This window comes from Elusimicrobiaceae bacterium (assembly GCA_017520185.1).
Lineage (GTDB): Bacteria > Elusimicrobiota > Elusimicrobia > Elusimicrobiales > Elusimicrobiaceae > Avelusimicrobium.
In genome coordinates, this window is record JAFXGO010000030.1 from 42,999 (window position 1) to 69,161 (window position 26,163).

At 42.6% G+C, this 26,163-nt stretch carries 20 protein-coding genes, 4 tRNA genes and 2 pseudogenes; 19 read left to right on the forward strand and 7 right to left on the reverse strand.

Going from position 1 to position 26,163, the window contains the following annotated elements:
- Position 1 precedes the first annotated feature (1 nt).
- From gatA to IKL48_05125, 3 genes and pseudogenes are all read left to right on the forward strand, one after another.
- On the forward strand, positions 2–1,417 hold the full coding sequence (gatA, locus tag IKL48_05115; GenBank protein MBR3604036.1) for an Asp-tRNA(Asn)/Glu-tRNA(Gln) amidotransferase subunit GatA: 1,416 nt from the start codon (positions 2–4) through the stop codon (positions 1,415–1,417).
- Positions 1,414–1,869, forward strand: a complete 456-nt coding sequence (locus tag IKL48_05120) for an NUDIX domain-containing protein (GenBank protein ID MBR3604037.1) — start codon at positions 1,414–1,416, stop codon at positions 1,867–1,869. Before gatA ends, IKL48_05120 begins: the two co-directional genes overlap by 4 nt.
- A 198-nt stretch (positions 1,870–2,067) precedes the next feature.
- A pseudogene (locus tag IKL48_05125) lies at positions 2,068–2,184 on the forward strand (prepilin-type N-terminal cleavage/methylation domain-containing protein).
- 397 nt (positions 2,185–2,581) lie between these two features.
- On the opposite strand, the gene IKL48_05130 reads toward IKL48_05125, so the two are convergent.
- Positions 2,582–2,965 carry a YtxH domain-containing protein gene (locus tag IKL48_05130; protein MBR3604038.1) on the reverse strand — a complete coding sequence of 128 codons (384 nt, stop codon included), beginning with the start codon at positions 2,963–2,965 and terminating at the stop codon, positions 2,582–2,584.
- Positions 2,966–3,091: 126 nt separating this feature from the next.
- Between IKL48_05130 and gltA the strand changes: the two genes are divergently transcribed.
- The 3 genes and pseudogenes from gltA (at position 3,092) to IKL48_05145 (ending at position 5,668) form a co-directional block, all read left to right on the forward strand.
- Positions 3,092–4,480 carry an NADPH-dependent glutamate synthase gene (gene gltA / locus IKL48_05135; protein MBR3604039.1) on the forward strand — a complete coding sequence of 463 codons (1,389 nt, stop codon included), beginning with the start codon at positions 3,092–3,094 and terminating at the stop codon, positions 4,478–4,480.
- Position 4,481: 1 nt separating this feature from the next.
- Positions 4,482–5,336, forward strand: a complete 855-nt coding sequence (locus IKL48_05140; protein MBR3604040.1) for a sulfide/dihydroorotate dehydrogenase-like FAD/NAD-binding protein — start codon at positions 4,482–4,484, stop codon at positions 5,334–5,336.
- Between the two features lie 188 nt (positions 5,337–5,524).
- Positions 5,525–5,668: pseudogene (locus IKL48_05145) on the forward strand (prepilin-type N-terminal cleavage/methylation domain-containing protein).
- A gap of 395 nt (positions 5,669–6,063) precedes the next feature.
- Here IKL48_05145 and IKL48_05150 read toward each other — a convergent pair.
- The gene (locus tag IKL48_05150) at positions 6,064–7,389 is read right to left on the reverse strand and encodes a PhoH family protein (GenBank protein MBR3604041.1); all 1,326 of its coding nucleotides are present in this window, start codon (positions 7,387–7,389) and stop codon (positions 6,064–6,066) included.
- Positions 7,390–7,517: 128 nt separating this feature from the next.
- Between IKL48_05150 and IKL48_05155 the strand changes: the two genes are divergently transcribed.
- On the forward strand, positions 7,518–9,890 hold the full coding sequence (locus tag IKL48_05155; protein MBR3604042.1) for a DUF3536 domain-containing protein: 2,373 nt from the start codon (positions 7,518–7,520) through the stop codon (positions 9,888–9,890).
- A gap of 38 nt (positions 9,891–9,928) precedes the next feature.
- Here the strand turns inward: IKL48_05155 and IKL48_05160 are convergent, their stop codons facing one another.
- The 4 genes from IKL48_05160 to IKL48_05175 all read right to left on the reverse strand — a co-directional run bounded on the left by IKL48_05160 (position 9,929) and on the right by IKL48_05175 (position 14,011).
- On the reverse strand, positions 9,929–10,600 hold the full coding sequence (locus IKL48_05160; protein MBR3604043.1) for an ABC transporter ATP-binding protein: 672 nt from the start codon (positions 10,598–10,600) through the stop codon (positions 9,929–9,931).
- On the reverse strand, positions 10,593–11,813 hold the full coding sequence (locus tag IKL48_05165; GenBank protein MBR3604044.1) for an ABC transporter permease: 1,221 nt from the start codon (positions 11,811–11,813) through the stop codon (positions 10,593–10,595). Before IKL48_05165 ends, IKL48_05160 begins: the two co-directional genes overlap by 8 nt.
- Positions 11,814–12,308: 495 nt before the next feature.
- Positions 12,309–13,841: a lysine--tRNA ligase gene (gene lysS, locus IKL48_05170; GenBank protein MBR3604045.1), complete on the reverse strand. Its 1,533-nt coding sequence runs from the start codon at positions 13,839–13,841 to the stop codon at positions 12,309–12,311.
- A 99-nt stretch (positions 13,842–13,940) separates the two neighbouring features.
- Positions 13,941–14,011: transfer RNA gene (locus tag IKL48_05175), tRNA-Gln, on the reverse strand.
- 97 nt (positions 14,012–14,108) lie between these two features.
- Here IKL48_05175 and IKL48_05180 point away from each other — a divergent pair.
- The 8 genes from IKL48_05180 (at position 14,109) to IKL48_05215 (ending at position 20,182) form a co-directional block, all read left to right on the forward strand.
- Positions 14,109–14,182, forward strand: a tRNA-Ile gene (locus tag IKL48_05180).
- Between the two features lie 19 nt (positions 14,183–14,201).
- Positions 14,202–14,273: transfer RNA gene (locus IKL48_05185), tRNA-Pro, on the forward strand.
- Positions 14,274–14,294: 21 nt separating this feature from the next.
- Positions 14,295–15,254 carry a C39 family peptidase gene (locus tag IKL48_05190; protein MBR3604046.1) on the forward strand — a complete coding sequence of 320 codons (960 nt, stop codon included), beginning with the start codon at positions 14,295–14,297 and terminating at the stop codon, positions 15,252–15,254.
- On the forward strand, positions 15,251–16,978 hold the full coding sequence (locus tag IKL48_05195; GenBank protein ID MBR3604047.1) for an ABC transporter substrate-binding protein: 1,728 nt from the start codon (positions 15,251–15,253) through the stop codon (positions 16,976–16,978). The genes IKL48_05190 and IKL48_05195 overlap by 4 nt, the downstream gene beginning before the upstream one ends.
- 281 nt (positions 16,979–17,259) lie before the next feature.
- Positions 17,260–17,733 (forward strand): prepilin-type N-terminal cleavage/methylation domain-containing protein, encoded by a 474-nt coding sequence (locus IKL48_05200; protein MBR3604048.1) that lies wholly within the window; start codon positions 17,260–17,262, stop codon positions 17,731–17,733.
- 66 nt (positions 17,734–17,799) lie between these two features.
- Positions 17,800–17,873 (forward strand) — tRNA-Met (locus IKL48_05205).
- A gap of 105 nt (positions 17,874–17,978) precedes the next feature.
- Positions 17,979–18,977 (forward strand): glycosyltransferase, encoded by a 999-nt coding sequence (locus tag IKL48_05210; protein ID MBR3604049.1) that lies wholly within the window; start codon positions 17,979–17,981, stop codon positions 18,975–18,977.
- 2 nt (positions 18,978–18,979) lie between these two features.
- Positions 18,980–20,182: a hypothetical protein gene (locus IKL48_05215; GenBank protein ID MBR3604050.1), complete on the forward strand. Its 1,203-nt coding sequence runs from the start codon at positions 18,980–18,982 to the stop codon at positions 20,180–20,182.
- Here IKL48_05215 and IKL48_05220 read toward each other — a convergent pair.
- Complete coding sequence (locus tag IKL48_05220; protein MBR3604051.1) at positions 20,174–21,706, reverse strand: hypothetical protein; 1,533 nt, start codon at positions 21,704–21,706, stop codon at positions 20,174–20,176. The two genes, IKL48_05215 and IKL48_05220, sit on opposite strands and share 9 nt — an antisense overlap.
- Before the next feature lie 35 nt (positions 21,707–21,741).
- Between IKL48_05220 and gatB the strand changes: the two genes are divergently transcribed.
- The 4 genes from gatB to IKL48_05240 all read left to right on the forward strand — a co-directional run bounded on the left by gatB (position 21,742) and on the right by IKL48_05240 (position 25,957).
- Complete coding sequence (gatB, locus tag IKL48_05225; GenBank protein MBR3604052.1) at positions 21,742–23,187, forward strand: Asp-tRNA(Asn)/Glu-tRNA(Gln) amidotransferase subunit GatB; 1,446 nt, start codon at positions 21,742–21,744, stop codon at positions 23,185–23,187.
- Positions 23,188–23,430: 243 nt separating this feature from the next.
- On the forward strand, positions 23,431–23,937 hold the full coding sequence (locus tag IKL48_05230; protein MBR3604053.1) for an OmpA family protein: 507 nt from the start codon (positions 23,431–23,433) through the stop codon (positions 23,935–23,937).
- 28 nt (positions 23,938–23,965) lie between these two features.
- Positions 23,966–24,655, forward strand: coding sequence for a tetratricopeptide repeat protein (locus tag IKL48_05235; GenBank protein ID MBR3604054.1), 690 nt, complete (start codon positions 23,966–23,968; stop codon positions 24,653–24,655).
- Between the two features lie 6 nt (positions 24,656–24,661).
- Positions 24,662–25,957 (forward strand): PD40 domain-containing protein, encoded by a 1,296-nt coding sequence (locus IKL48_05240; protein MBR3604055.1) that lies wholly within the window; start codon positions 24,662–24,664, stop codon positions 25,955–25,957.
- Positions 25,958–26,163 lie beyond the last annotated feature (206 nt).

Genomic DNA, 26,163 nt, shown 5'->3' on the forward strand with positions numbered 1-26,163 from the left:
TATGAAAACTGTTTTTGAAATTGCTCAAGCCGTACAAGCCGGCACTTTAAGCGCGCGTAAAGCGGTAGAAGATGCTTTGCAAAAAATAAAAGAATTAAACCCTCAAATTAATGCTTTTGTAGAAGTGTGGGCAGACGAGGCTTTGCAAAGAGCCGACGAAATAGATGCCCGTCGTGCCAAAGGGGAAAAATTGGGACCATTGGCCGGAGTGCCGATTGGCATTAAAGATAATATTTTATACAAAGGCCACAAGGCTACTTGCTGTTCTGAAATGTTGGCCAACTATGTAGCTCCGTATAACGCAACGGTGGTGGAAAAGTTGCTGGCGGCCGATGCCGTAATTGTGGGGCGTACCAATATGGACGAATTTGCTATGGGTAGCAGCAATCAAACTTCTGTGTATGGCCCTGTGCATAATCCGATAGATTTTGACCGTGTTCCAGGCGGAAGTTCCGGCGGAAGTGCCGCCGCTGTGGCAGCCGGTATGGTGCCTGCTTGTTTGGGCACTGATACAGGCGGTTCTGTACGTCAACCGGCTTCTTTCTGCGGTGTTGTCGGTATTAAGCCGGGATACGGCCGCGTATCGCGTTATGGGGTGGTGGCGTTTTCTTCCAGCGCTGACCAAGTGGGCGTGCTGGCCTCTGATGTAAAAGGGGCGGCCTTAGTTTTGGAAACTTTGTGCGGAGTAGATGAAAATGACTCCACTTCTTTGGAAAATGAAGTACCCGCATTTAGCCAAAATTTTACGGCAGATCTGAAAGGTTTAAAAATAGGTATGCCCAAAGGATTTTTAGATGACTTGGGTGCGGAAGTAAAAGAGAAAATTTTAGCCTCAGCGGAAAAATTTAAAACATTGGGTGCAGAAGTTGTGGAAGTGGATGTTCCGCATGCCAAATATTCTGCCTCTTGCTATTACATTATCACCAGTGCCGAAGCCAGCTCTAATTTGGGCCGTTTTGACGGACTGCGTTATGGATATAATGATGATCAAGCCACAGATTTAAATGCCAATTACGAGTCAAACCGTTCCGTTTTTGGCGAAGAAGTCAAAAAGAGAATTATCATCGGGGCTACGGCTTTAAAATCTGAAAATTTTGAAGAATGTTATATGCAGGCCTTCAAAGTAAGGGAACTGATTAAAAAAGATTTTGAAAAAGCCTTTGCCAATGTAGATATTATTTTGACACCTACTTCTCCTACGACGGCTTTTCACTTGGGAGAACATAAAGATAATCCGCTGGCTGTTTATTTGGCTGATTTGTACACTTGCCAAGGCAATATGGGCGGACTGGCTGGCATCAGCATTCCATGCGGAGAAGATAAATTGGGCTTGCCGATAGGTTTGCAATTATACGGACCTATTTTGCAAGAGGAAAAAATACTTAACGCAGCTTATCATTTTGAGAAAGCATTATGATTGTTTCGGAATTTTCTTGCGGCGGCGTGATTTTGGACGGGCGCAAAGTGTTGCTTGTGCAAGTCAAAAACATGAAAGGCCGAAAAATTTGGACGTTTCCCAAAGGGCATATTGAACCGGGGGAAACGCCCCGTCAGGCCGCGTTGCGTGAAGTGTTGGAAGAAACCGGTTATAAAGCCGTTATCGTTCGTCCGATGATTCGTGTGAAATATGCATTTACGTTTCAAGGTAATTACATCAAAAAAATGGTGCAATGGTACTTGATGAAAAAATTGGGCCGTATCGGCAAGCATGACGCGTCTGAAATTTTGGCCATTCGTTGGGTCTCTTTGGCCAAAGCAAGAGAGTTGGTGCAGTACCCCAGCGATATTAGGTTAGTAGAGATGTTGATGTCGTCTATGGGGGTGGCGCCGGCCACCGAAGAGCCTGAAACGGAGAATGAAGTGGAATAAAAGGTTTTGCAGTTGCTTGTTTTTTGAACACCGCGTAAAACTTTATGTTTTACGCGGTGTTTTTTAGTTATTTTTCCGACGGAAAAAAGAAAAAGACTTGACTTGTTTTTTTTTTTTGCTACAATTTCAGTGTTGCCCTCAGACCCAAATTCTACGTGTTGTTTGTTGGGTCTTAAAGCCATGTAAAAGGAGAGAAAAATGAAAAAAGGTTTTACTTTGATAGAACTTTTAGTAGTGGTGTTAATTATCGGTATATTGTCATCGGTTGCGCTTCCGCAATATACCAAAGCGGTGCATAAAGCGAGACTTTCTGAAGGTGCAACCGTCTTAAAAAGTATTTATGATGCTTGTGATTTATTGATGTTGGAAAAAGGATTTTCTTCTTGTGATGATAATGTAGGATCAAATCTAAATCTTTCTGAATTAAGTATTGAAGTTCCCGGTACATCTACAGATGATTGGACCAGCGAAACAAAAGATTTTTTGTACTCTTTAGGCTCACCGTATGGCAATCCAGCAGCTTATTATAAAAAATTAAATAATAGTCTTTGTTTTATTAGGGTTGATAAACAAATGATTTGTGACTATGATACCGAAGAAGCGGAAAAACTTTGTAAAACGACAGGTTTTGTCATGGGAGACGGATCTTATTGTTGGTAAATGACACACCCCGTCAATTGGCGGGGTGTTTTTTTATAAACTTATTCAGCCGTTATCTTAATTTTTTGGCGGCTTTTTCCAGGCCGTCGGCGGCTTTGTTGCGCAAGTCTTCAGTTTTTTCTTCCGCAATTTGTTTGAATTCTTCAGCTTTTTCACCAAAGCGTTCTTTCAAAGCGCCTGCCCGTTCGGCCAAAGCCTCTTTGGCTTGGGATACTTTGCCTTTTACTTCTTCTGCATGGCCAAGTACTTTGGCTTTTAAATCTTTGGTGTGTGACAAAAATTCGTCTTTGCCGTCTTCATAGGCATTCTCGGCCCATTTTTTGAGTTTTTTGCGAGTAGTTTCCCCTTTTGCGGGCGCAAACAAAACTCCCACCGCCGCGCCAATCAAAGCACCTAATACAAAAGTAGCCAATCCTTCTCCATGTTTATTGCACATAACCCCTCCTATCTTGCTATTTTATTATATATTGTATAACAAATCTTTGTCTTTTCAATATACTATAATAAATATACGGGATTTTTTGTATTTTTCCCACTGTTTTTTTAGATTAGGAGATAAAATATGCCCAATCCGTCAGCCCCGCGCCAAAACGGTCATCAGCAAGAGCCGTCTGTGCGCAAAAATAATTTTGAAGAAGTAGCCCATACTTTTACTAAAGAGGAAGCCTTGTTAGAGGCGGAGCGTTGTTTAAATTGCCCTACGCACCCTTGCCAAAATTCTTGTCCTGTCGGAGTTCATATTCCGGCTTTTATTGCTAAGATTAAAGAAGGTGATATCGGCGGTGCTGCCAGTGAAATTATGAAAACCAGCCTTTTGCCGGCTATTTGTGGCCGCGTTTGTCCACAGGAGAAACATTGTGAAGGCCACTGTGTGCTTAAGGCTAAATTCGGCTCTGTTAATATTGGCGGATTGGAACGTTTTGTGGCCGATACCGCACGCGCGCAAGGCCTTTTGAAACCGCCTACACCAGCTGAAAATACGGGCAAGAAAGTGGTTTGTATCGGCTCGGGTCCGTCTTCTTTGGCTTGCGCGGCCGAGCTTCGCCGCGCCGGACATGACGTCACCGTATTGGAGGCTTTGCATGCTTATGGCGGTGTGTTGCGTTATGGGATTCCTTCTTTCCGCTTACCGCGTGAAGTAATTAATAAAGAAGTGGAAACGGTGCAACAAATGGGTGTGAAATTTAAAACAGATGTGTTGGTAGGGGCGACTATTACCTTGCCTGAACTTTTAAAAGAGTATGATGCTGTTTATATCGGCTCAGGGGCGGGACTGCCGATGATGTTGGGCATTAAAGGGGAAAATGCCGTAGGCGTTTACAGCGCCAATGAATTTTTAACTCGCGTAAACTTGATGCAGGCTTATAAATTCCCGCAAACCGATACGCCGATTAAAGTGGGCAAGAACGTGATAGTATTAGGCGGAGGGAATAGCGCTATGGACGCGGCGCGGTGTGCGATGCGCTTGGCTCCGGAAACGGTGACGATTGCGTACCGCCGAAGTAGCGAGGAAATGCCTGCTCGTGCCGCCGAAGTGGAACACGCCCAAGAAGAAGGTGTGGTATTTGAATATTTGGTGACGCCTAAAGAAATGGTCAAAGATGACAACGGACACGTGAGAGGAGTGCGTTTTACACGCAATGAGTTGGGCGCACCTGATGAAAAGGGACGTCGCCGTCCGGTAGAGATAGTTGGATCAGACTTTGTGATGCCTGCCGATACGGTGATTGTGGCTATCGGTCAACGTCCTAACCCTACTATTACCAAAACAACGCCGGATTTAAAAACAACCGAGCGCGGAGTTATTGCTTTAAACGAAAAAAGGGAAACCTCTTTGGAGGGTGTGTTTGCTGGTGGAGATATTATTCGCGGCGGAGCTACGGTGCTTTTGGCAATGAATGACGGTATTGCCGCAGCGGGCAAAATCAATGAATATTTGGAGAGAAAATAAAATGCAAGAAAATGAAATTTTGCTCAAAGAACAACTTAATGAAGTAGTGGTCAAGTTTGTTATTTATAAACCGCTTATCGCCAAAGCGGCTAAGGCGGGCCAATTTGTTATTTTGCGCGGTAGAGAAGGCGGAGAACGTGTGCCCGTCACCTTAGTAGATTGGGACGCGCAGAAAGGCACGATTACCGTGATTATTCAATCTATCGGTAAATCTACCTTTATGTTTAACTCTTTAAAACAAGGGGATCGTTTTTTAAATATTTTGGGTCCCTTAGGTACACCGGTGGAAATTGCCAACTACGGCACAGTGGCCGTAGTGGGTGGCGGAGTGGGTATTGCCGAAGTATATCCCATCGCCAAAGCCTTGAAAGAAGCCGGCAACAAAGTGATTTCCATTTTAGGGGCGCGCAGTAAAGATTTGGTAATTTTGGAACCGGAAATGAAGGCAGTGTCTGATATTATTTTGCCCTGCACCGATGATGGCTCTCATGGACAAAAAGGCATGGTGACCGATGTGCTTAAATCCGTAGTAGGGCAGGGGGAAAGAATAAATGCAGGTTTTATTATTGGGCCGATCCCGATGATGAAATTTACGGCTAAACTAATGTTGGAGTTAGGTGTTGAGCCGTATGCCAGTTTAAACCCCATTATGTTAGACGGTACAGGCATGTGCGGCGGTTGCCGTGTGACGGTGGAGGGGAAAGTGCGCTTTGCCTGTGTAGATGGCCCGATGTTCCCTGCACGTACGATTGATTTTGATGAATTAATTCGTCGTACCGGAGAATATAAAGACAGAGAGAAAGCGGCGGTGGAACATTACGAAAAAGACCATCAATGTAAATTGGGCTTGCATTAATGAGTTTTTCGGTTAAAACGATTAGTACAAGAGAAACCCGATGCGCAGAGTATCGGGTTTCATTGGCAAAACGTAAGCAAAAAGGCTTTTTATTGATGGGTTGTTTCCCGACGGAGAGAATTTGACAGGGCTTGATTTTTTTTGATAAATTTTATTCGTTGGGAAATATGATATAAAAAGAGGATTTTATGATAAAAAACAAATGTAAAGGCAATATCGGCGGTTTTACACTGATTGAATTATTAGTAGTGGTACTGATTATCGGTATTTTGTCTGCGGTGGCATTACCGCAATATCAAAAGACGGTGCTTAAAAGCAGAACAGCAGAAGCGTGGGCAAACTTAAGTGCTTTAAAAAAAGCCCAACAAGTATTTTGTATGGAAAATGAGGGCTCTACTACTTCTGGACATAGAGTTTCTGATTTGGCAATAGAGGTAGAAGATTCTGCTTATTTTGGTTATACGTTGCCCACTTGTTCAGGTGCGCAATCCGGTGCACACATTTATGCATATTATAAAAAATCTCCTTCCTTTTATTTGGCGATTGGAGATAGCGGAATGAGACTTTGTGAAGGAGACGGTTGTAGAGATCTAGGTTTTTCATCGTATGGTTCCGGAGTTTCTTGTATTTGTGGTGGGGAAGGATCTTCTTGTTATTATATAGAGTAATATCGAATATATAAAAACACCCCGTCAACTTGGCGGGGTGTTTTTTGTGATAAAACTGTTTACAACAGTTTGGAGGCCAAGTCTGCTAAGCGGCTGCGCTCGGTCTTGGTAAAGGTAATGTGCCCATGAGAGGGTTGTCCTTTGAGGCGGTCCACCAGATAGGTAAGGCCGTTGGATTCTACATCCAAATACGGGGTATCAATTTGATACGGGTCGCCCGTCACCACGATTTTAGTGCCTTCTCCGGCACGCGTAAGAATAGTTTTCATCTCGTGCGGAGTGAGGTTTTGCGCATCGTCTACAATCATGTATTGTCCCGGTAAAGAGCGTCCGCGCATGTGAGTGACAGAGGCAATTTCAATTTTGCCGCTATCTAAGAGATAATGGGCTTTTTCTTCTCCCTCGTCAGGATTTTTACGGTCAGCCAAGAAAGCCAAGTTGTCATAAATAGCACCCATCCATGCCTCTAACTTTTCTTCTTTGGTACCGGGCAAGAAACCTAAATCTTTTCCCACAGGTACAATGGAGCGGCACACCACCATACGTCTGTAGGCATTTTCGTCCATCGTGCGTTGCAATCCGGTGGCTAAGGTAATCAATGTTTTGCCGGTGCCTGCTGTACCTACTAAGGTGACAATATCCAAACTGTCATCAAGCAAGAGTTCCATCGCAAATCGTTGCTCTTTGTTAAGCGGTTTAATGCCCCATGCCATCGGCTCTTGTGAGGAGAGCGGTCTTAAGCAAAATTCTCCATGATTAGACACGCGTCCCATAGCAGATTTTTTACTGCCGTCATTGGCTTTTAAAATCAAAAATTCATTGGGAAAATATAATCCTTCTTTCAATGGAAGTTTTTTATCCCGATAAAAAGCATCAATTTGCGCGCTGTCCACTTCCACTTCCGCTACACCGGTGTAGAGTTCATCTAAATTTACTTTGTCGGAGGTATAATCTTGCGCTTGCAGACCTAAGGCCTCCGCTTTTAAACGCATATTAATATCTTTGGTGACTACGATTACGGGGCTTTGGTCTTTTTTATAAGAGCCCTCTTTTTTAGCCATTGTGTAGGCAATGTTTAAAATAGAATTGTCGGACTTGTTGATGGAAAAAACTTGCGGTAAAATGCCGGGTTTATCCAGCTCTATCTTAAGGGTTCCGCCATTATCAAGAGGCACACCCTCATTCAAACGTCCTTTGGCACGCAAAGCATCTAACTCACGCGATACCATACGGGCACATTTGCCACGATTGTCCCCTTCACTTTTAAAAGTGTCCAATTCCTCTATAACAACCATAGGAATAATGACGTGATTGTCTTCAAAAGCATACAAAGAGTTAACGTCATGGAGTAAAACGTTTGTATCTAGGATAAAAGTTTTTTTCATAGTTCACCTCGTCCCGTCTGAAAATGCGATGACTTACCTATAGTATAAAGATTAGAACCAAATTTATCAAGTGTTTTTTCGGCGTAGAAATGTGCAAAACAGGTGTATTAATTGCTATAAGTATATATATGAAATATCTTTGTATTCACGGACACTTTTATCAACCTCCGCGCGAAAATGCCTGGCTGGAAACTGTAGAACGTCAGGATAGCGCTTTTCCTTTCCATGATTGGAATGCACGCATTACGGCCGAATGCTATGGCCCGAATGCTTCTGCCCGCGTACTTAATACGAAGGGGGAACTGACGCATTTAATTGATAATTATTCTTATATCAGTTTTAACTTTGGCCCTACTCTATTGTCTTGGTTGGAAGAATATACACCTCAAGTTTATCAGGCTATTTTAAATTCAGATAAAAAAAGCCAACAGCATTTTAATGGTCATGGCTCTGCGATTGCGCAAGTGTATAATCATATGATTATGCCGCTGGCCAATGCGCGTGATAAAGAAACGCAAGTAAAGTGGGGACTGGCTGATTTTAAAAAACGTTTTGGACGTGAGCCGGAATCAATGTGGTTAGCGGAGACGGCTTGTAATACCGAAACGTTAGAAGTTTTGGCTGAACATGGCATGAAATATGTTATCTTGGCTCCCGGTCAATGTGCGCGCGTGCGCAAAATCGGAGAAAAAAATTGGACCGATGTTTCCGGTGCTAAGGTAGACCCCAAACGTCCCTATTTGTGTGTGCTTCCCAGTGGGCGTAAAATTGCATTATTCTTTTATGATGGGCCGATTTCGCAGGGGATTGCTTTTTCCGATACATTAAAAAGCGGAGAAAACTTTGCCGGTCGGTTGCTCAGCACATATAATAACGTTGCAGAACCGCAGTTAATGCATATCGCTACAGACGGAGAAACTTATGGCCATCACCAACATTTTGCGGAAATGGCTTTGGCGTATTGTTTGAAATTTGTCAAAGAAAAACCGGATGTGAATATTACGATATACGGTGAATTTTTAGAAAAATTTCCACCTCAATATGAAGCGCAGATTTTTGAAAATACCTCTTGGAGTTGTTTTCATGGAGTAGAGAGATGGCGCTCTGACTGCGGTTGTAATTCCGGCGGAAAACCCGGCTGGAATCAAAAATGGCGCGGTCCTTTGCGTGCAGCCTTAGACTTTATCCGAGATGAAATGGCTAAAACCTTTCAGACCAAAGGGGCGGAGTATTTCAAAGACCCTTGGGCGGCGCGTAATGATTATATTGATTTGATTTTAGACAGAAGTTTAGATGCTCAACATCGCTTTTTCTTAAAACATGCTACGGAAAAAGCATGGAATGACCGCAGCGGTGCGCTCAAACTTTTGGAAATGCAGCGCCATTGTATGCTGATGTATACCAGCTGTGGGTGGTTTTTTGATGAAATCAGTGGTATAGAAACGGTGCAAATTTTGCAGTATGCAGCACGCGCCTTAGAGTTAAACCGCAAAATGGGTGGTGCCGAGTTGGAACCGCAGTTTATTAAAATGTTGCAGGCTGCTCCCAGCAACATCAAAGATTTTAAAAACGGGGCGGTGGTATATGAGCGGTTTGTGAAGCCTTCTGCTATGTCTGCAAGTAAAATTGCTTTACAGGCCGTATTGCAAGATTTACCTGCCAAGAAAAAAGCCCCTTCTCAATCTTATTGTTGCGATATATTGGATTATCAACGGGAACAAATTCGTTTCAAAGATGGGATTTTGTGCTTAGGAAACATGAAACTCAAAAACCGTATTACGTTGGAAGAAAACGATATTGTTTTTGCAGTTTGCCAGACGGGTGAAACCCGTTTGACGTGTGGAGCCGGCCAAAGAGAAGATATCAACCAGGCAGATGTTTTTGCGTTGTTAAAAGAAACGGCTCAAAAAGAAATGCCTGCGCAACTGCACCAGCAAATTGAGCAATATTTTAAAGAGAAGTATCCTTTTACTTCTTTCTTTAAAGATGCCCAACGTAATGTGGTGGACCAAGTATTAGAGGGTATTTCTCAAATAACGTCGGAAGAATTTGGCCGTATTTTTGAAAAACAATACCCGACAGTACGCGGTTTAAAATATATAGGAGCTCCGCTTCCGCCTGCTTTTAATACGGTGGCCGATTTTGTGCTTACCTCCGATTTGAAGGCTGAATTGGAAAAAGATCCTATTGATATTAATGCCTTAGAGGAATTAATGGACGATGCCCGCACGTTGGGGTTGTCTCTTAATCAAGAGCAGATTAATCAGGTGGCGCAGAAGCGATTGGTTGCTTATGCAAAGCAATTCTTTGCCTCGCCTACATCGTTAGATACGGCCGTTAAAATGGTGGAGTTTATGAATTATCTGGAGATTTTTGGTTTTAATCCGGATACGGCCCAAGCGCAACAATGGGTTTTTAAAGGTCTTGAAACTCTGCCCCAAGAGAAGCGGGATAAGAGCATATTAAAAGCCTTGTCGCGCAAATTAAAAATCGCTCTTTAAAAAAACCCCGCTTTAAGCGGGGTTTTTTGATAGGAAACTTATTTCGTTTTGATAAGTTTTTTGTCTTGTAATGTGTAGACTACATCTGCAAAGTGGGCCGCGTGTACATCGTGGGTGACCATGAGAATTGTTAAACCGTCTTTGGCCAAAGCGGCAAAATCTTGAAAGACCTGCTCTTTGCGTGCTACATCTAAATTGCCGGTGGGTTCATCTGCCAAAAGTAAGGCAGGGCGATTGCATAAAGCGCGAGCAATGGCTGCGCGTTGCTTTTCACCGCCGCTTAAATCCGCCGGCATTTTGTGGCTGATATTGCCGATGCCGAAATTGGTTAAAAGTTCTTGGGCACGTTTTTTCTTGTCTTTTCCGTTCATAAGACCGGGCATAGATACATTCTCCAAGAGAGTAAACTCTGGCAATAATCCGTCAAATTGAAAGACAAATCCCATCTTGTTTAAGCGCAAATCAGACCGTTTGGATTCGCTTTTAATGGCGGTAATTTCTTGCCCTTGAAAGAAAATTTGCCCTGTAGTGGGTTTATCCAACATGCCTATTAAGTTCAGCAGGGTGCTTTTTCCGCTTCCGCTGGGGCCTAAAAGTACTACAAAAGTACCTTCGGCAATGGACAGAGAAACATCTTGTAATACGCACAAGTTTTCTTTGCCTTGTCCGTAAATTTTAGTTAAATTTTTAATCTCAATAATATCAGCCATAACGTATTGCATCCGTTGGATTTACGCGGGAGGCTTTGATTGCCGGATATAACCCCGCAAAGAAACAGACTAAATAACTGCCAAAAATAACAGCCAGCACATCCATCGTTTGTATGCGTACCGGCACTTTAGTTAAATAATAAATATCGCCCGGCAGTTCTACGATATTAAATGTAGCAATGACCCAGCATAAAAGCAAAGCAAGCCCTACTCCTAACACAATGCCTACGGTGGCAGTCATCATGGCTTCCCACATAAAAATACCACGTATCATTTTAGGGCTGGCTCCCAACGCACGCATAATGCCGATATCGCGCAGTTTTTCGGTGCCGAGCAAAATCAAATTAGACGCGATGTTCAAAGAAGCCACCAAGATAATGAGAAACAAAATAATAAACATAACGGCCTTTTCCAATTTCAGGGCAGCATATAAGGTGCTGTTCATTTGGGCAAAAGTGCGTACAGCATATCCATATCCTACAGCTTCTTGAATTTCTTTGGCCACCGTTTCGGCTTTGTTCATATCTTTTAAGCGTACAGCAATACCGGTGACCCCTTGTTTAAGACCTAAAAAGTCACTGGCATCGGACAAAGGCGCGTAAGCGATGGTATTGTCAAATTCATAATACCCCGTTCGCAAAAGACCACTAACACGAAAGCGTTTCATTTTAGGGAACATACCTGCACTGGTGGAAATAGACTGCGGAGAAATAAGCACCACTTCATCACCTACAAAAGCATTGATGTTGCCGGCTAATTCCGTACCTAACACAAGGGGGGAGGGGGCATCTTCTTCCCAGTCTGAAGGACGGAAAGAACCTTCCACTAAAGAATTGTTCAAATTATTGATTTTGGCTTCTTGCTCAGGGATTAAGCCTCGTATAACTACTCCGATGCTTTGCCCTCGATGCGAAATAATGGCTTGTCCGTAAACATTGGGGGCCGCTCCCACTACTTCGGGCAAGGCCTCTACTTTTTTTATATTTTCCGGATAAACTTCAGCCGCCATACGACCAAAGACTAAAATATGGCTCTGCGCCCCGACGATTTTATCTTTAATATCGGTTTGGAATCCGGTCATTACGGCTAAAGTGGTAATCAGGGCCGCCACTCCCACACTAACCCCTGCTATTCCGATTAAAGTGGTAATAATGGCAAAAAGTCCTTTGCGTTTAAGCATATAACGCGTAGCTATAAATCGTTGAAATTTCATAGATATATTGTACTTAATATGAGGTGTCTTTGGCTAAGGAACAGATTTTGATCCGTATTATGTAAAAAGGGGATTGAAAGAGTAATGAAAAAATAAAAGCCCCTAAGCGGTAAGTGTGGGGCGCTGCATGAACACTTGTTATTGAGAAACGACCCTTTCTCTACCCTTAGAGGATTTAATAAAGAGAAATTTTTCAAGAAAAAAGGCTTAAAAGGTAGGAAGATTTAATGCCGCGTCCTCCATTTGCTGTCTTTCCGCCTCAGTCCAGACTCCTTTTAAACCCTTATTTTAAACCGATTAACTTGGGTGGCCCCCCAAAGGCATAAGGTTGAAACCTTTACCAGTATTGCCCCACCATAAGCCAATCATTGGCCAGCATCCGAGGGGGAAAATTTATGCGTGTCAAATTAATCGGCTTGTAAATATTGTATTTAATAAATAAATATTTTACAAGAAATCTTAAAACCCCCTGCCAATCAGCAGGGGGTTTAAAAATTATTTTTCTTCTTCCTTTTCAGCACTTAATGATTTAAGTGTGGGGAAGAAAATAATTTCGCGGATAGAATCCTGTCCGGTTAGCAACATGACCAAACGGTCAATGCCGATGCCCATACCACCCGTCGGCGGCATGCCAGATTCTAAGGCTTCAATGTAATCACCGTCTAAAATGTCGGCATTTTCAGCATCTTCGCCTTGCGCTTTGGCTTTGGCTACGGCTTGATCTTTCAGACGTTGCAATTGGTCGGCAGGGTCATTAAGTTCGGTATAAGCATTGCCCAATTCTCCACCACATACAAAAGCCTCAAAGCGTTCCACCAATTCGGGATCGTTGGGTTTTGTTTTGCTGAACGGACTGACTGCGGTAGGATAGTCCAACGCAATAACAGGGCAGTTGTAGCCGGCTAACAATTTGGTTTCAAACAATTCGTCAAAAAGTTTACTGTCGGGGTCGGCAGCGGAGAAAGAAATGCCTTGCTCTTTGGCCAACTTAGCCAACGGTTCACGTTTGAACTGACGCCCGTCTAACACTTCGTGAATATCTTGACCGAAGGTTTCTTTCCACGCTTCGGGAATGTATAAACGCTTAAACGGCGGGACCAAGTTAATTTCTTGACCGCGATACATCACCTTTTCTACGCCGATGGCTTTGGCGGCATTACCCACGATTTCTTCAAACAGATCGGCCATCGTGTTTACGTCTCCGTAGGCTTGATACAGTTCCATCATGGTAAATTCAGGATTGTGGGTGGTGTCGATGCCTTCGTTGCGGAACATGTGCCCGATTTCATAAATGCGGTCAAATCCGCCCACGATTAAACGTTTGTGATACAACTCTAAAGCGATGCGCAAACGAAGCGGCATTTTCAGTGCGTTGTGGTATGTTTGGAACGGACGAGCTACCGCACCGCCAGAATCCGGTGTTAAAACAGGGGTTTCTACTTCCAAATAGTTTTTGTCTTCCAATGTGCGGCGAATGGAAGAAATGATTTTGGCGCGTTTGACAAAAATATCCTTTACGTCTTCATTGGCAATTAAATCCAAATGACGTTTGCGAAAGCGCACTTCCGTATCTTGCAAACCGTGAAATTTTTCCGGCATGGGGCGAATGGCTTTGGAAATTAACTCCAAGTGGCTGGCTTTAATGGTCTTTTCGCCGGTTTTCGTCACAAACATATGTCCTTTAACGGATACAAAATCTCCTACGGCCATATGTTTTTTGAAAAAGGTGTAGGCTTGATCGCCTAAATTATCTTTGGCAATATAAAGTTGAATCTTGCCGGAAAAATCGCGCAAATGAGCAAAAGCGGCTTTACCCATCAAGCGAAGTTGTACCAAACGGCCGGCGGTGCTGACTTCGGCTTCTTCAGCGGCTTGTTTTGCTTCGGCACAGGTGTGCGTTTTGTCACAGTGATTGGGATAAGGATTAATACCGGCGGCTTTCAGTTCTTCGGCCTCGGCGTAGCGTTGGGCAATGATGCCATCTAATGCATTATTATGTTTTTCTGTGGGTTTTGTTGTGTTTTCCATAAAAGCCTCTATGAAAAAAGCCGCCGCAATCTGCGCGGCGGCTTTAATAAATCTAGTTCCCTTTTGCAAGTAAATCAACTTACTTTTTGTGATAAAAAATTCCGGGACTAGGATTCGAACCTAGAATTAATGTTCCAGAGACATTCGTGTTACCATTACACCATCCCGGATTAACATGTACATTCTACCATTTGTAGAGGAGAGGTGCAAGGGGCATTGTTTTTTTAGCCAAGCTAATGCGTAATTTGTTATAATAAAGTTAGTTAAGCGCCTATAGCTCAATTGGTTAGAGCAGCCGACTCATAATCGGCCGGTTTCAGGTTCAAGTCCTGATGGGCGCATTTTTTTTTAGAAATTTTACGGGGCATGGCCCAATGGTAGGGCGTCCGCTTTGGGAGCGGAAGGTTCCGAGTTCGAGTCTCGGTGCCCCGATTTTTAGTATTAGGTTTTGAGATGAATTGTGCAGCAGTCAAACTGCCATACCTTACCTTTTCTCACCGTCCGTGCCGCGGTTATGAACTGAGCGGGGACGGGGCGGAACATATCATCTTGTCTCCTGTTTTAGAATCCCCTGTTTCCTTTTCTTCTCTTGTTTTATCGGTAGATTTTGTCGCTAAGGGCCAAGACTGGCTGATGAGTGAGGTGCAGATTTGCCAAAATGAACAGTGGAGCCCTTTTTACAAATTGGCTATCTATTCCCAAAAATTAAATCATAGTTTTGATGAACAAGAAGACGAATTTGCCAAAGTATGTGTAGACGTTTTGCAACTTAAACAACCGGCTCAAGCCTATCGCTTTCGTTTGACGATTGGGGGGGAGGCTTCTTTGCCTAAAGTGACGGTATGCTTGACCGATGCACAAGCGCGATATGATGTTTGCGATGCTTTGCTGCCGGAAGGGAAAAAAGAAATAGAAGTTAAGCCCATTTCTCAAATGCGTTTAAACGTGACAGAAAATGATAGAGTGCGTTTGTGTAGCCCAACTTCTTTGACGATGGCTTTAAACACGTTGGGCATTGCAGCTGACCCTTTGCAAACGGCGGAGTCAGTGTATGATGAAAAAGCCGCTATTTATGGGAATTGGACTTTTAATACTGCTTATGCTTGCCAAAAAGGGGCAGATGCTTTTGTGACACGTTTTCAGCGGTTGAGTCAATTAAAGGAATTTGTAAATAAAAACAGTTTAGTGTTGGCTAGTATTGCTTTTAAGAGAGGAGAATTACAAGGCTCGGCCGTACGGCAAACTCCCGGACATTTGGTGTTAATTTGTGGTTGGAATGACGGTAAAATACGGGTAGCCGATCCGGCGGCTTCTTTGACCAAAGAAGTAATCCGCTACTACAATGCGGAAGAATTTGCCCGCGCGTGGCTGGTGCGCAAGCGCGGCTTAGCATATATTGTGAGGAAAAAATGAAAAAAGTATTAATCGTAGTATTAGGGTTATTTTGTTTGCAGGCATGCCAAAAGCAAGATGATAAGCAGACGCTTGTGGTGGCACATACCGGAGAAATGCAATCTTTAGATCCGGTATATTCTTATGACGGTGTCACGCAAGGCATGATGATTAATGTATATGATACTTTGCTTAAGTTTAACGGTAGTTCCATGACGGACTTTTTGCCTTCCGTATCTGAAAAAGTGCCTTCAGTGGAGAACGGACTCATTTCCAAAGATGGGTTAACGTATACATTCCCTATAAGAAAAGGAATTAAATTTCATGATGGAACGGAACTTACCCCCGAAGATGTGCGTTATTCTCTTTTGCGTTTTATGATTTCGGATATTTCCGGCGGGCCGTCTAGTTTGTTGTTGGAGCCAATTTTGGGCATTACTTCTACGCGTAATGAAAAAGGGGAAATAATTCTGGATTTTAAAAAAGCCGAAAAAGCCATAGAAATAAAAGAGAATAATGTAATTATTCATTTACAACAGCCTTTTGCCCCTTTTTTGGGAGTGATTGCCCGTTGGGGGTATATCGTGCCGAAAAAATGGGTCGTGCGAAACGGCGGTTGGGACGGAACAGAAGAAACATGGAAAAATTTTAACAATTTTGAAAAGCAAAACTCTTATCTTTTTGATCACATGAACGGCAGTGGTCCTTTTAAATTGGTTCGTTGGGATAATTCCGCTCGCCGTTTGCAGTTGGCTGCCCATGAGGATTATTTTGAAGGGGCTGCCTCCATTAAAAATATTCATATGATGACAGTGACCGAAGCCAGCATGCTGCGCTTAATGCTGGAAACGGGCGATGTTGATATTTCTGAGATTCAGCCTCAATTTGCCGATCAACTTCGCGGCAAAGAAGGGGTGATAGTGTACGACAATTTGCCCCGTTTACGCACCGATCCGGTGATTTTCTTTACGTTGGATATTAATACAAAAGCAAACCCGGACGTAGGCTCCGGTAAGTTGGACGGTGCAGGCATTCCGGCTGATTTCTTTAGCGATGAAGATGTGCGAAAGGGGTTTTCTTATGCCTTTGATTATGATTCTTTCTTAGATGAAAGTTTAAACGGCAGAGGGACGCGTGCCTATGGCCCAGCACCGGAAGGCTTGCTTCATTATGATGATGCCGACCCTCATTATGAATTTGATTTGAAAAAAGCCGAAGAACATTTGCGAAAAGCCTGGGGTGGGCAAGTGTGGGAAAAAGGTTTTGTATTTACCATTACCTACAATAACGGCAGTACACAACGGCAAATTGCTGCTGAAATGTTGAAAAGAAATATAGAAAAGTTAAACCCCAAATTTAAAGTAGATGTGCGCGGTGTAATGTGGGCTTCTTTCTTGGAGAAAACTATCTCTCGTCAAATGCCGGTATGGGTGCGCGGTTGGGTGGCAGATTATGCAGATGCGCATAATTTTTACTTTGCCTTTATGCATGGGGACGGCCGCTATGCTATTTCTCAAGGATATAAAAATCCGAAAGCAGAAGATTTAGTCAAAAAAGCCGTTGTACAAACTAATCCGGAGAAACGTGTGGCGCTCTACAAGCAGTTGCACCGTATCGCTTATGAAGATGCTATGCAAATCTATACCATTCACCCTACGGGCTTGTGGGCGATGAGAGATCGGGTAAAAGGTTTTGTAGATAATCCGGTGTATATGGGGCTATACTTCTACCCCATGTATAAATAAAGCAGAAAGGATTGTTCGGTTATTAATATTTTGCATCTACAGGGTAAAACTTTCCGTTTTGCCCTGTGTTGCTTTTGTACTCAAGCATTTTCCGAATTTAAGTCCTTTGCCGTTTCTTTGTATTTATATATCTGGCACTACAGCACGCTTATACTTGCGTTTTCTCATTGCCCAGAAAAAAGCAGAGTTTAGCTAAATCTTTTTTGCTACAATTTTGGGGTCGAGCCGGATAGTCTGATATTAAAATTTGTTTGATTAGTCTTAAATACGTTTAAAAGGAGATAAAAATGAAAAGAGGTTTTACTTTGATAGAACTGTTAGTCGTAGTGTTGATTATAGGTATTTTGTCTGCGGTAGCACTGCCAAAATATACTATAGCGGTAGAAAAATCACGCGTGGCAGAAGCATTGACCATGCTGAAGTATATGCAAAAACAACAAATAATAAATTTTATGGAAGGGGGAAACGGTCTCGGAGAAGAGATTATGGACCTTTCCGGCGGGGAGTGGAATGAGAATGGTGTAGAATATTGCACTAAAAACTTTCTCTACGTAAATGATGAACTACAGTCCGTAGGCGCATATCGTACAAAAAATTGTAGTACAGAAAGTGCAGAATATGAAATTTCCTTATTCACTCCTTTTGATGGAGAAGGTTGGGAAGATGGAACTTGCAATGCAAGAGAAACAGAGATAGGCGAAAAAATATGCAAGGGTTTGCAAGCACAAGGGTTTCGTTTTGAGAATTATCTATAGTTTGTTTGTTATGTAAGGCGGAAAACTAAAATTTGCAACACTTGCACACTATTTGCTATAATAAAGTGCGGGGTAGAGAAGCCTGGTATCTCGCAAGGCCCATAACCTTGAGATCACTGGTTCAAATCCAGTCCCCGCAATAGATTTTATAACCGCCCGCCAGGGGGCGGTTTTTTTATATATAAATTCTTTGCTACAATTTATATAAATAATTTTCAATAGCATCAAACAGCAGGGAGACGATTATGAAGTATGTGGTATATGTTGGACATCATAAAACTTTTTCGGGACTTCGGTTAGGGGTTCGTTTGGCCCAAAATTTGGCTTGGAACGGAAACGACGTGATTTTGGCCGGTCCTAAGGGGAAATTGCCTGATTATACAGGGCTGAAAACAATTGAATTTGCCCCTACCGCCACCACTAAAAAAATGGCGGAAATGCTGAAAAAAGAAGAAACGGAAAAAGTGCTTTCAATAGCTGCTTTACCTATTTGCGAAGCGGCTATATTAAACAAAGTGCCTTTTGTATATTGTGAGCCGGAAAACTTTAAAGAAGAAAAAGCCGTAAAGAATAAAAAAACTATTTTGAAGAAAGCCAAAAAGGTGGTTGTGTTAGCACAAACGGAAAAACCGTTGGATAAAAAAATCTACGGTTCCAATGCCGTACGTGTCATCAATCCTGCCGTTTGGGTGGAACACTTAAATCATAGCAGACCGTCCTGTTTTAAGAAAGAAAACAACATCTTGGCTTCCGGTAAATTGACCAAAACGGGCGGTTTTGATGTGTTGATAAAAGCCTGGGCGCGTTTATCGGTGGGGCACCCCTCTTGGCATTTAACAATTGTCGGCGACGGCCCGAGCAAAACCTCTCTCAAAAAATTTATTGAAAAAAATAATCTCTCTGCCGGTACGGAAATTATTGCCGCCGGAAGTGACTTGTATAGTCTTATGCGCAGTGCCGATATTTATGTAAATCCGGCTCGCGAAGCGGAAGATGTGAACGAACTTTTAGATGCGATGGCCAGCAAATTGCCGGTTATTTCTACCCAAGTTGCAGGGGCGGATGTCTTGATAAAAGATGCAAGAAACGGTTTGTTGGTGCAGGCAAAAGAAGACGAAATGGCCGCTGCTTTAGATCTTTTGATGATTGATTGGGGAAAAAGGGTTTCTCTGGCAGTGGAGGCTTCCCGTTTGAAAGAGCGGTATCCGTTTGAAGCCTTTATGGCCTTTTTTGAACAAGATTAATTATGCACTATCACAGCGAGCAAACGCGGCTTTCTTTACTCAGAATGCAATCTGCCGTAGAAATGTATGGTAGAGATTGCCGCGTGGTTCGTTGGGCATATATATATCGTCGATTACGTAATAAAATTTGGTGGCAGTATCGCCGTCAGTTCTTATCTTTGTTTACCAAAGGACCGGTGCAAGATAATCGCTTACACGTTTTTTGGCATTTGCGCGGTGGCGTAGGCGATGTGGCAGCGGCACGTTTGGCGGTGTTGGCGATGCGTCAGCAATTACCGCACGCAGTATTTTATTATCATGCCGATTCCGCACAGGCTTGTTCGGCTGTATTTGTGCAAGATGAAAAAAATATATTTTTACCCTCAGGTGAACCTTTGTGGTATAAATATGATATTGCCTTTGAGTTGTGTCAAAGTTTCCAACTGGTCCATATCAAACAGAAACGAGTGGAAGTTTTGGCTCCGGATTTTTTGCCGATATTGGAAAAAATCCAACAACGCCAAAAGGATTTTTCTTTCTTTTTAAAAGATAGTTATTTGTTGGAAGATTTGTTAGGACAATGGATGTGGAATCAAGGGCTAAAACGATTGGATTTGCACAGTTATTTGAGCGGTTTGGATTTTGATGTGGAGGCCACACCTGCTTTACCTGCCGGACTTATTCATCAAGAAATCCTTAAAAAATACAACCTGTCGGGAAAAAAATACATTACACTTCATGATGGGATTGATGCTGGTTTTCAGTTAAACGGTGCACGCGCACTAAAATGTTGGAGTATTGAAAATTGGAGAGATTTGGCCCGTCTTATTAAAGCCGCTTATCCGGATTTTCTATTGGTACAATTAGGGGGGAAAAACAGCCCTAAATTTGATTTTGCAGATATTTGCCTGGTGGGGAAAACGGCTTTGGCGGATTTGCCATCTTTGTTAAACAGTTCTTCCCTGCATATAGACGGAGAAAGCGGGTTGGTGCAGTTATCTCGTTATTTACAAAATAAGTGTCTGGTTTTGTTTGGCCCTACGGATAAACCGTACTTTCAAATCTCTAAAAATATAAATGTAAAAGAAAATGCCTGCCAAAGTTGCATGTGGTTGTTTGGTCCTCAATGGCATACCCAGTGTGTACTAGGACATGAAACCTGCCTTAATATGAAAGCCCTTACCTCTTCCCATGTTTTTCAATTTGTGAAAGATGTTTTAAAATAGATTTTTCGCAATTTTGGAAATTTCCGTAGATTTAAGGAAAAGTTCCAAATCTCTACTCTTGTAAGAAATTAAAAGCAAGACAGTCATGTATAAAGAACCGCAGAAAAGTAAAGTCCAAAAATAATTCATCTCCGGCAATAAAATCCGCAGAATTGCCGCCGGTACGAGCGAAATAATATTAATGGCGAGCAATCTTAGCAACTCCCAGAAAGAGCGGAAATAATTTACAAATGGAAAGTGTTTGCGAAACAAGAAATAATTAAGCAAAAAACCAAATATGGTGCTTGCCAATAAAATATAAGGATAACTGAAGGCCCCCCATTTCGGAAGTAAAAACCAAACGGCTCCCGTTAAAGCTAATGAGGATACAATTGCATAAGGGAAACTTTCTTTCATTTTTAACCAAGCGGCAATCGTGTTGTTTTGCAAATAAGCCGGCACTAATAAAATAAGCATAAAAATCATGGGCCGCAAAAAGCGAACGGTATTTTGCGCATCTTGAAGGTTAAAAGCGCCCCTTTCAAAGAAAAGACCTACAATATCCAATGCAAAGTAAGAACTAAATACAGCTACAGGGGTCAGTAAAAACAGCAAGAGATGATTAGTGGATAAAAAGTTTTTATTAAACACATTTACTTGCCCTTTAGAGGCATTTTCCGTTAGTTCTATTTTAGATACATTGGCTACGCGGATAGTGATAATTTCTGTCGGGGAATCGCTGAGTTGCTTGCAGTAGCTTAAAGCGCTTACAATCCCATACCCCATACCGCTGATTAAGAAAACCGGTAAAAGATTGTTTATGATGTCTATAATGGCTAATGTTTGTCCGGTGATCATGTTTTTTTGAGCGCGCGGATGAATGGAGCAGGGACGGGGCGTAAAATCCCAATGCAAATGTTTGTGCATCAACCACATCAGCAACCCGATCTGAAGAATATTTGCCGCCAAAAAGCCATAAATCATACAAATAATACCAACCGTTTTTCCCAACAATAATAGACTGATAAGCGGAAAAATAGCATTTAGAGGGCCCAATAAAGATGTGGCAAAAAATTTATGCATTTCGGCAACGGCCAACAAGTAATAGTAAATCATGTGAGTGGCAAAGAGGAAAAAAGCAGCACAGATTAAAAACTGTTCGGACTTCAGTAAAGCCGGATCAAACCGAGAAAAAGCCCCCACCAATCCCACCGGAAATAATAATCCCAGCACGCACAATCCCAGCGCCAAAAGTACATAAAAATAAAAAATCATGGTTAAAAAGCGGCGGCTTGTTTGTTCGTTTTCTTCTGCCAAGAACATAGCCTCCGGAATCAAAACACTTCCGTTCAATTTAAGCATGAACGTAATCCCGAAACCGATTAGCATGAGAAGATAAAAATAAACGTCCGTATCCGCGCTGGCCCCGAAATAAAGGGCCACCAAAATACTGCTGGCCAGAGAAGCCAATTTCCAAAAACCCGTAGCTACCACCGCTAAGGCAGCACCCGCTTTGTAAGAAGTAGTCTTAAAAATAGATAACATATTTGATATTATAGTATTTTAGGAGATAAAGCCAAGTGACTACACAATTTGAACCCGTTATCGGACTTGAAATACACGTACAACTGGCAAGCAAAACTAAAATGTTTTGTTCTTGTCCCAACGGCATGGACGAAAGTTCCGGCCCGAATAGTGAAATTTGCCCCCGCTGCAGCGGTCAGCCCGGCACTTTGCCCGTTATCAATTTAGGAGCGGTGCGTTTGGGGGTGAGGGCAGGTTTGGCCTTGAGTTGCCAAATCAATGAAATTTCTTCTTTTGAGCGCAAGCATTATTTTTATCCGGATTTGCCCAAAGGATATCAAATTACCCAAAATCTTCACCCCATCAACGGACGGGGAGAAATAGAAATTACCTTCGGTCCTAAAGAAAATTTGCAGAAAAAGAAAATTGGCATCCATCATGCCCATTTGGAAGAAGACGCTGCCAAATCTTCTCACTGTGCCGACTATTCTTTGGTAGATTACAATCGTTCCGGTTGTCCGTTGTTGGAAATTGTATCCATGCCGGATTTGCGCTCAGCCGATGAAGCTTATGCTTATTTGACGGAGATTAAACGTTTGATGCAGTGGGTGGATGCTTCTAACTGTGATATGGAAAAAGGCGAACTGCGCGTAGATGTAAACGTTTCTTTGCGTCCTGTAGGGCAAGAGACTTTCGGCACTCGTACCGAAATCAAAAACTTAAATTCCTTTAAAGCAGTTCGCGATGCGATTAACTTTGAAATCAATCGCCAAACAGAAGTATTGAATAAAGGTGAAAAAGTGGTGCAACAGACGTTGCTATGGGATAAGGAAAATAATATTACCAAACCTATGCGTTCTAAAGAAGATGCATTAGACTATCGTTATTTTCCGGAACCGGACCTGCCTGCTTTGATCCTGCCGAAAGAACGCTTGGAAACGTTGCGTGCGGAAATGCCTGAGTTGCCCGCCTCCAAAGAGGCCAAATTTGTCGGGTTAGGATTATCTGCTTACGATGCAGGCGTATTAACTATTAGCCGTTCTATTTCAGAATATTTTGAATCGGTACTGCAAGCCGGTGTTCCGGCAAAAGCCGCCGCCAATTGGATTACTACTGACTTGATGGGGCTTTTAAATGCCGATAAAAAAGATATTGCTCAAAGTCCTGTAGCAGCGGAAAATTTGGCTGAGTTGATTGGATTAGTGGAAAGTGGAAAAATTTCCAGGAACCAAGCCAAAACCGTCTTTGAACAAATGTATAAAACAAAGGAAAAAGCCTCCGTATTGGTGGAAAAATTGGGTCTTTCTCAGGTGAGTGATGAAGGGCAGCTTTTTGCTTGGGCGCAAGAAGCCATCAATGAATCCCCCAAAGCAGTGGCTGATTTTAAAAAAGGAAACCGCGCCGCAGTGGGTGCGTTGGTGGGTGCTGTAATGCGTAAGAGCAAAGGCAAAGCCAACCCTAAGAGAATGAATGAAATTTTGGTGGAACTGTTGAGTAAGTAAAAGTGAGTTTTTCATCAATTTCACAAAGCACAAGATAACCTCTTGTGCTTTGTTTTTCTAATCTAAAAAAGAACTGTCAAAAAATGAAACGATATGATATAGAATAATTAGACACATAAATAAATGGGGAAAAAGAAAAGGGGGGATTTGTCGCCGATAAAGAGCGGTTGACCCAAAACCTAAAAGTCTGCTATTATTTATGTGTAGAAATAAATCTATAAATGCAACAATGGAGACACACAAATGAAGAACTTGTTGAAACTGACCTTTGTGCTCGCTTTGGCCGCCGGCTTAACCGCCTGTAGCAAAAACGTCAAAGACGATGCCAATGCCGATGCCACCTTGCCGGCTGATACCACCACTGAAATGGTGTTAGAAGAAACCACGGTGACGGAAGCTATTCCTGCCCAAGTAGCTTTGGGTGTGGTGCACTTCGCGCTGGACAAATCCACTTTGACCGCCGAAGCTCGCAAAATTGTAGAAGCCAACGCTAAAGCCATCAAAGCTGTGGGAGACAACTACAGCGTAGTGGTAGAAGGCAACTGCGATGACAGAGGCACCATTGCTTACAACATTGCTTTGGGTGAAAAAAGAGCCAACGAAGTAAAAGCTTACTACGTTCGCTTGGGTATCCCCGCCGAGAAAATCAGCACCGTTTCTTACGGTAAAGAAAAACCGGTTTGCTATGAAGCCACGCAATCCTGCTGGGCTAAAAACCGCCGCGCTGATACCGTCTTGACGGCCAACTAATTGTTTTGAAAAAGGGGCCCGAACTGTTATGAACAGAAATATAAAAATCTTTTGTTTAGGCGGTTTGGGCCTTTTGTTGTCCGGCTGCATCGCCAGCGAGCGTGATATGGGTACGCTCAAATTGCAGCTGAAAGAATTAAGCGAAACGATTGCTGTTATGCAGGTTAACCAAGCAGAGCTTGCCAGCAAAATGGAAGAACTTAATCAGAATTTATCAGTGTCTAACGAGAATCTTTCCCAATTAGATGCGCAAATTTTTAATTTATCTGCCAAATTAGATGATATTAATGTTGCCGTAAAATCCGGCCAAAGCGGTGCGGAAAGTACGGCTGAGCAAAAAGTCTTGCTTCCTTCCGATATCTTTAACGAAGCCAAAAATCACTTAAACAAACAATCCTATGATTTAGCGGTGACGGGTTTTAAACTTTACATTGATCAATATCCGGAAGGAGAAAATATTGAGCAAGCCTATATTTATATGGGGGATGCTTATTTTGCTCTAGAACAAGCTAAGCCTGCGGCTATTGCGTATGCCACTGTGCTACAAAAATTTCCTGAAAGTAAAATTATTCCTACCGCGCGTTTAAAATATGCGCGCAGTATTATCCCATTAGGCAAGACGGAAGAAGCAAAACGCTATTTTAGTTCCGTCGTGCAGGACTTCGGCTCTAGTCCGGAGGCCCGTCTGGCCAAAGAAGAACTGGCTAAATTGAAATAAATTATCATGAAAAAAACTGTTAAATTGGTGCTGACCGCCTTGTTGGGTTTGTGTGGCGCGGGTGCTTTGTTTGCGGCTGCGCAGACGGACGTTTATATTGGTATTACGTCTTCCGGAGGAAAAAAACTCCCTACGATTGCTATGCCTGCTTTTGTTGCGCCGGAAACGGCCCAAAATGCAGCCCAAAAGGTACACGATGTACTACGTGCCGATATTTTGTACGGACGTTATTTTGACGTATCTGAAGACGGGCCTGTGTTTGATTCGAAAAATTTAAAAGACACGTTGAAAGGTTGGTCCCAAAAAAGAGCCAACTATATGATTGGTGGCAATATTTCCTATGAAGATCCCTATTATACAATTCGGCTATATGTATATGATGTGGCCACGCAATCGCCTGTATTTGCCAAAGCCTTCAAAGGAAATGAATCCAGCTTGCGTCGTTTAGCGCATATCGCCTCAGACCAAATTATCCAAACTTTGACGGGTCGGCGCGGTATTGCCGATACCAAAATTGCTTTTGCCAACAACTCTACCAAACATAAAGAAATCTATGTGGTGGATTATGATGGTCAAAATTTGAAAAAATTAACCAATGACCGCAGTATTTCTTTGCTTCCGCGTTGGAGCAAAGACGGGCGTATTTATTATACGACGTATCGTTATAAAAATCCGGACATTTTTGCCATTGATTTGAAAGCCGGCAAAATCGCCCCTGTTATTATTCGCGGTGGGTTGTCTTTGATTGGTGGTGTATCTCCGGATGGAAAAGCGTTGGTTTTTACTAGTTCTAAGGGAGCCAACCCCAGCATTTATATTTATAATTTGGAAACGGGTGAGAAAAAACAAATTACCAATCGTCACTCGGTAGATGGTTCTCCGTCTTATTCTCCGGATGGTAAATTTATTACTTTTGTGTCCAATCGTGCCGGAAATCCTCAAATTTATGTGATGGAGTTGGCTACCGGGCAAACTCGTCCGTTGACTAAAACGTTCAACTGGTCCGATAGTCCGCAGTGGTCTCCTACCGGAGAGTGGATTGTATTTGCAGGTCGTGAATCGCCATACCATCCGTTCGATATTTTTCTGGTGGACTTGACGGGTACGCAACTTCGTCGTTTGACCACTGATGCCGGATCTAATGAAGACCCGACATGGTCTCCCGATGGGCGGTTTATTGCCTTTACCAGCACGCGAGACGGAGGCCGCCGCAAACTATATGTGATGGATTCTGACGGAAGTGCACCGCATTTAGTGGCCGATTTGAAGGGAGATAGTTTTACACCGCATTGGTCTTTTTAATAACTCTTTAGTAATAAATATTTTTATACACAGGAGAAAATACAGCGTTTTCTCCTGTGTTGTTTTTATCAAGAAAATCTGAAAAATGAACAATTAATTTTTAGTGGTTAAAAAGAAATACCTATACGGCCATGTTGTTTTTTCTTGTCAAAGAAAACAATCATTAACTTTTTTTGCCAAAATTCTTTAGAGGGGAAATTAATAGA

Excerpts from the sequence above, each read along its gene's own strand:
- IKL48_05165 (MBR3604044.1), bottom strand. The coding sequence starts at position 11,813 with ATGAAATTTCAACGATTTATAGCTACGCGTTATATGCTTAAACGCAAA.
- IKL48_05230 (MBR3604053.1), top strand. The coding sequence starts at position 23,431 with ATGAAGAACTTGTTGAAACTGACCTTTGTGCTCGCTTTGGCCGCCGGC.
- IKL48_05235 (MBR3604054.1), top strand. The coding sequence starts at position 23,966 with ATGAACAGAAATATAAAAATCTTTTGTTTAGGCGGTTTGGGCCTTTTG.
- IKL48_05140 (MBR3604040.1), top strand. The coding sequence starts at position 4,482 with ATGCAAGAAAATGAAATTTTGCTCAAAGAACAACTTAATGAAGTAGTG.
- gltA (MBR3604039.1), top strand. The coding sequence starts at position 3,092 with ATGCCCAATCCGTCAGCCCCGCGCCAAAACGGTCATCAGCAAGAGCCG.
- IKL48_05160 (MBR3604043.1), bottom strand. The coding sequence starts at position 10,600 with ATGGCTGATATTATTGAGATTAAAAATTTAACTAAAATTTACGGACAA.
- lysS (MBR3604045.1), bottom strand. The coding sequence starts at position 13,841 with ATGGAAAACACAACAAAACCCACAGAAAAACATAATAATGCATTAGAT.
- IKL48_05240 (MBR3604055.1), top strand. The coding sequence starts at position 24,662 with ATGAAAAAAACTGTTAAATTGGTGCTGACCGCCTTGTTGGGTTTGTGT.
- IKL48_05215 (MBR3604050.1), top strand. The coding sequence starts at position 18,980 with ATGCACTATCACAGCGAGCAAACGCGGCTTTCTTTACTCAGAATGCAA.
- IKL48_05120 (MBR3604037.1), top strand. The coding sequence starts at position 1,414 with ATGATTGTTTCGGAATTTTCTTGCGGCGGCGTGATTTTGGACGGGCGC.
- IKL48_05195 (MBR3604047.1), top strand. The coding sequence starts at position 15,251 with ATGAAAAAAGTATTAATCGTAGTATTAGGGTTATTTTGTTTGCAGGCA.
- IKL48_05150 (MBR3604041.1), bottom strand. The coding sequence starts at position 7,389 with ATGAAAAAAACTTTTATCCTAGATACAAACGTTTTACTCCATGACGTT.
- IKL48_05190 (MBR3604046.1), top strand. The coding sequence starts at position 14,295 with ATGAATTGTGCAGCAGTCAAACTGCCATACCTTACCTTTTCTCACCGT.
- IKL48_05210 (MBR3604049.1), top strand. The coding sequence starts at position 17,979 with ATGAAGTATGTGGTATATGTTGGACATCATAAAACTTTTTCGGGACTT.
- IKL48_05130 (MBR3604038.1), bottom strand. The coding sequence starts at position 2,965 with ATGTGCAATAAACATGGAGAAGGATTGGCTACTTTTGTATTAGGTGCT.
- gatA (MBR3604036.1), top strand. The coding sequence starts at position 2 with ATGAAAACTGTTTTTGAAATTGCTCAAGCCGTACAAGCCGGCACTTTA.
- IKL48_05155 (MBR3604042.1), top strand. The coding sequence starts at position 7,518 with ATGAAATATCTTTGTATTCACGGACACTTTTATCAACCTCCGCGCGAA.
- IKL48_05220 (MBR3604051.1), bottom strand. The coding sequence starts at position 21,706 with ATGTTATCTATTTTTAAGACTACTTCTTACAAAGCGGGTGCTGCCTTA.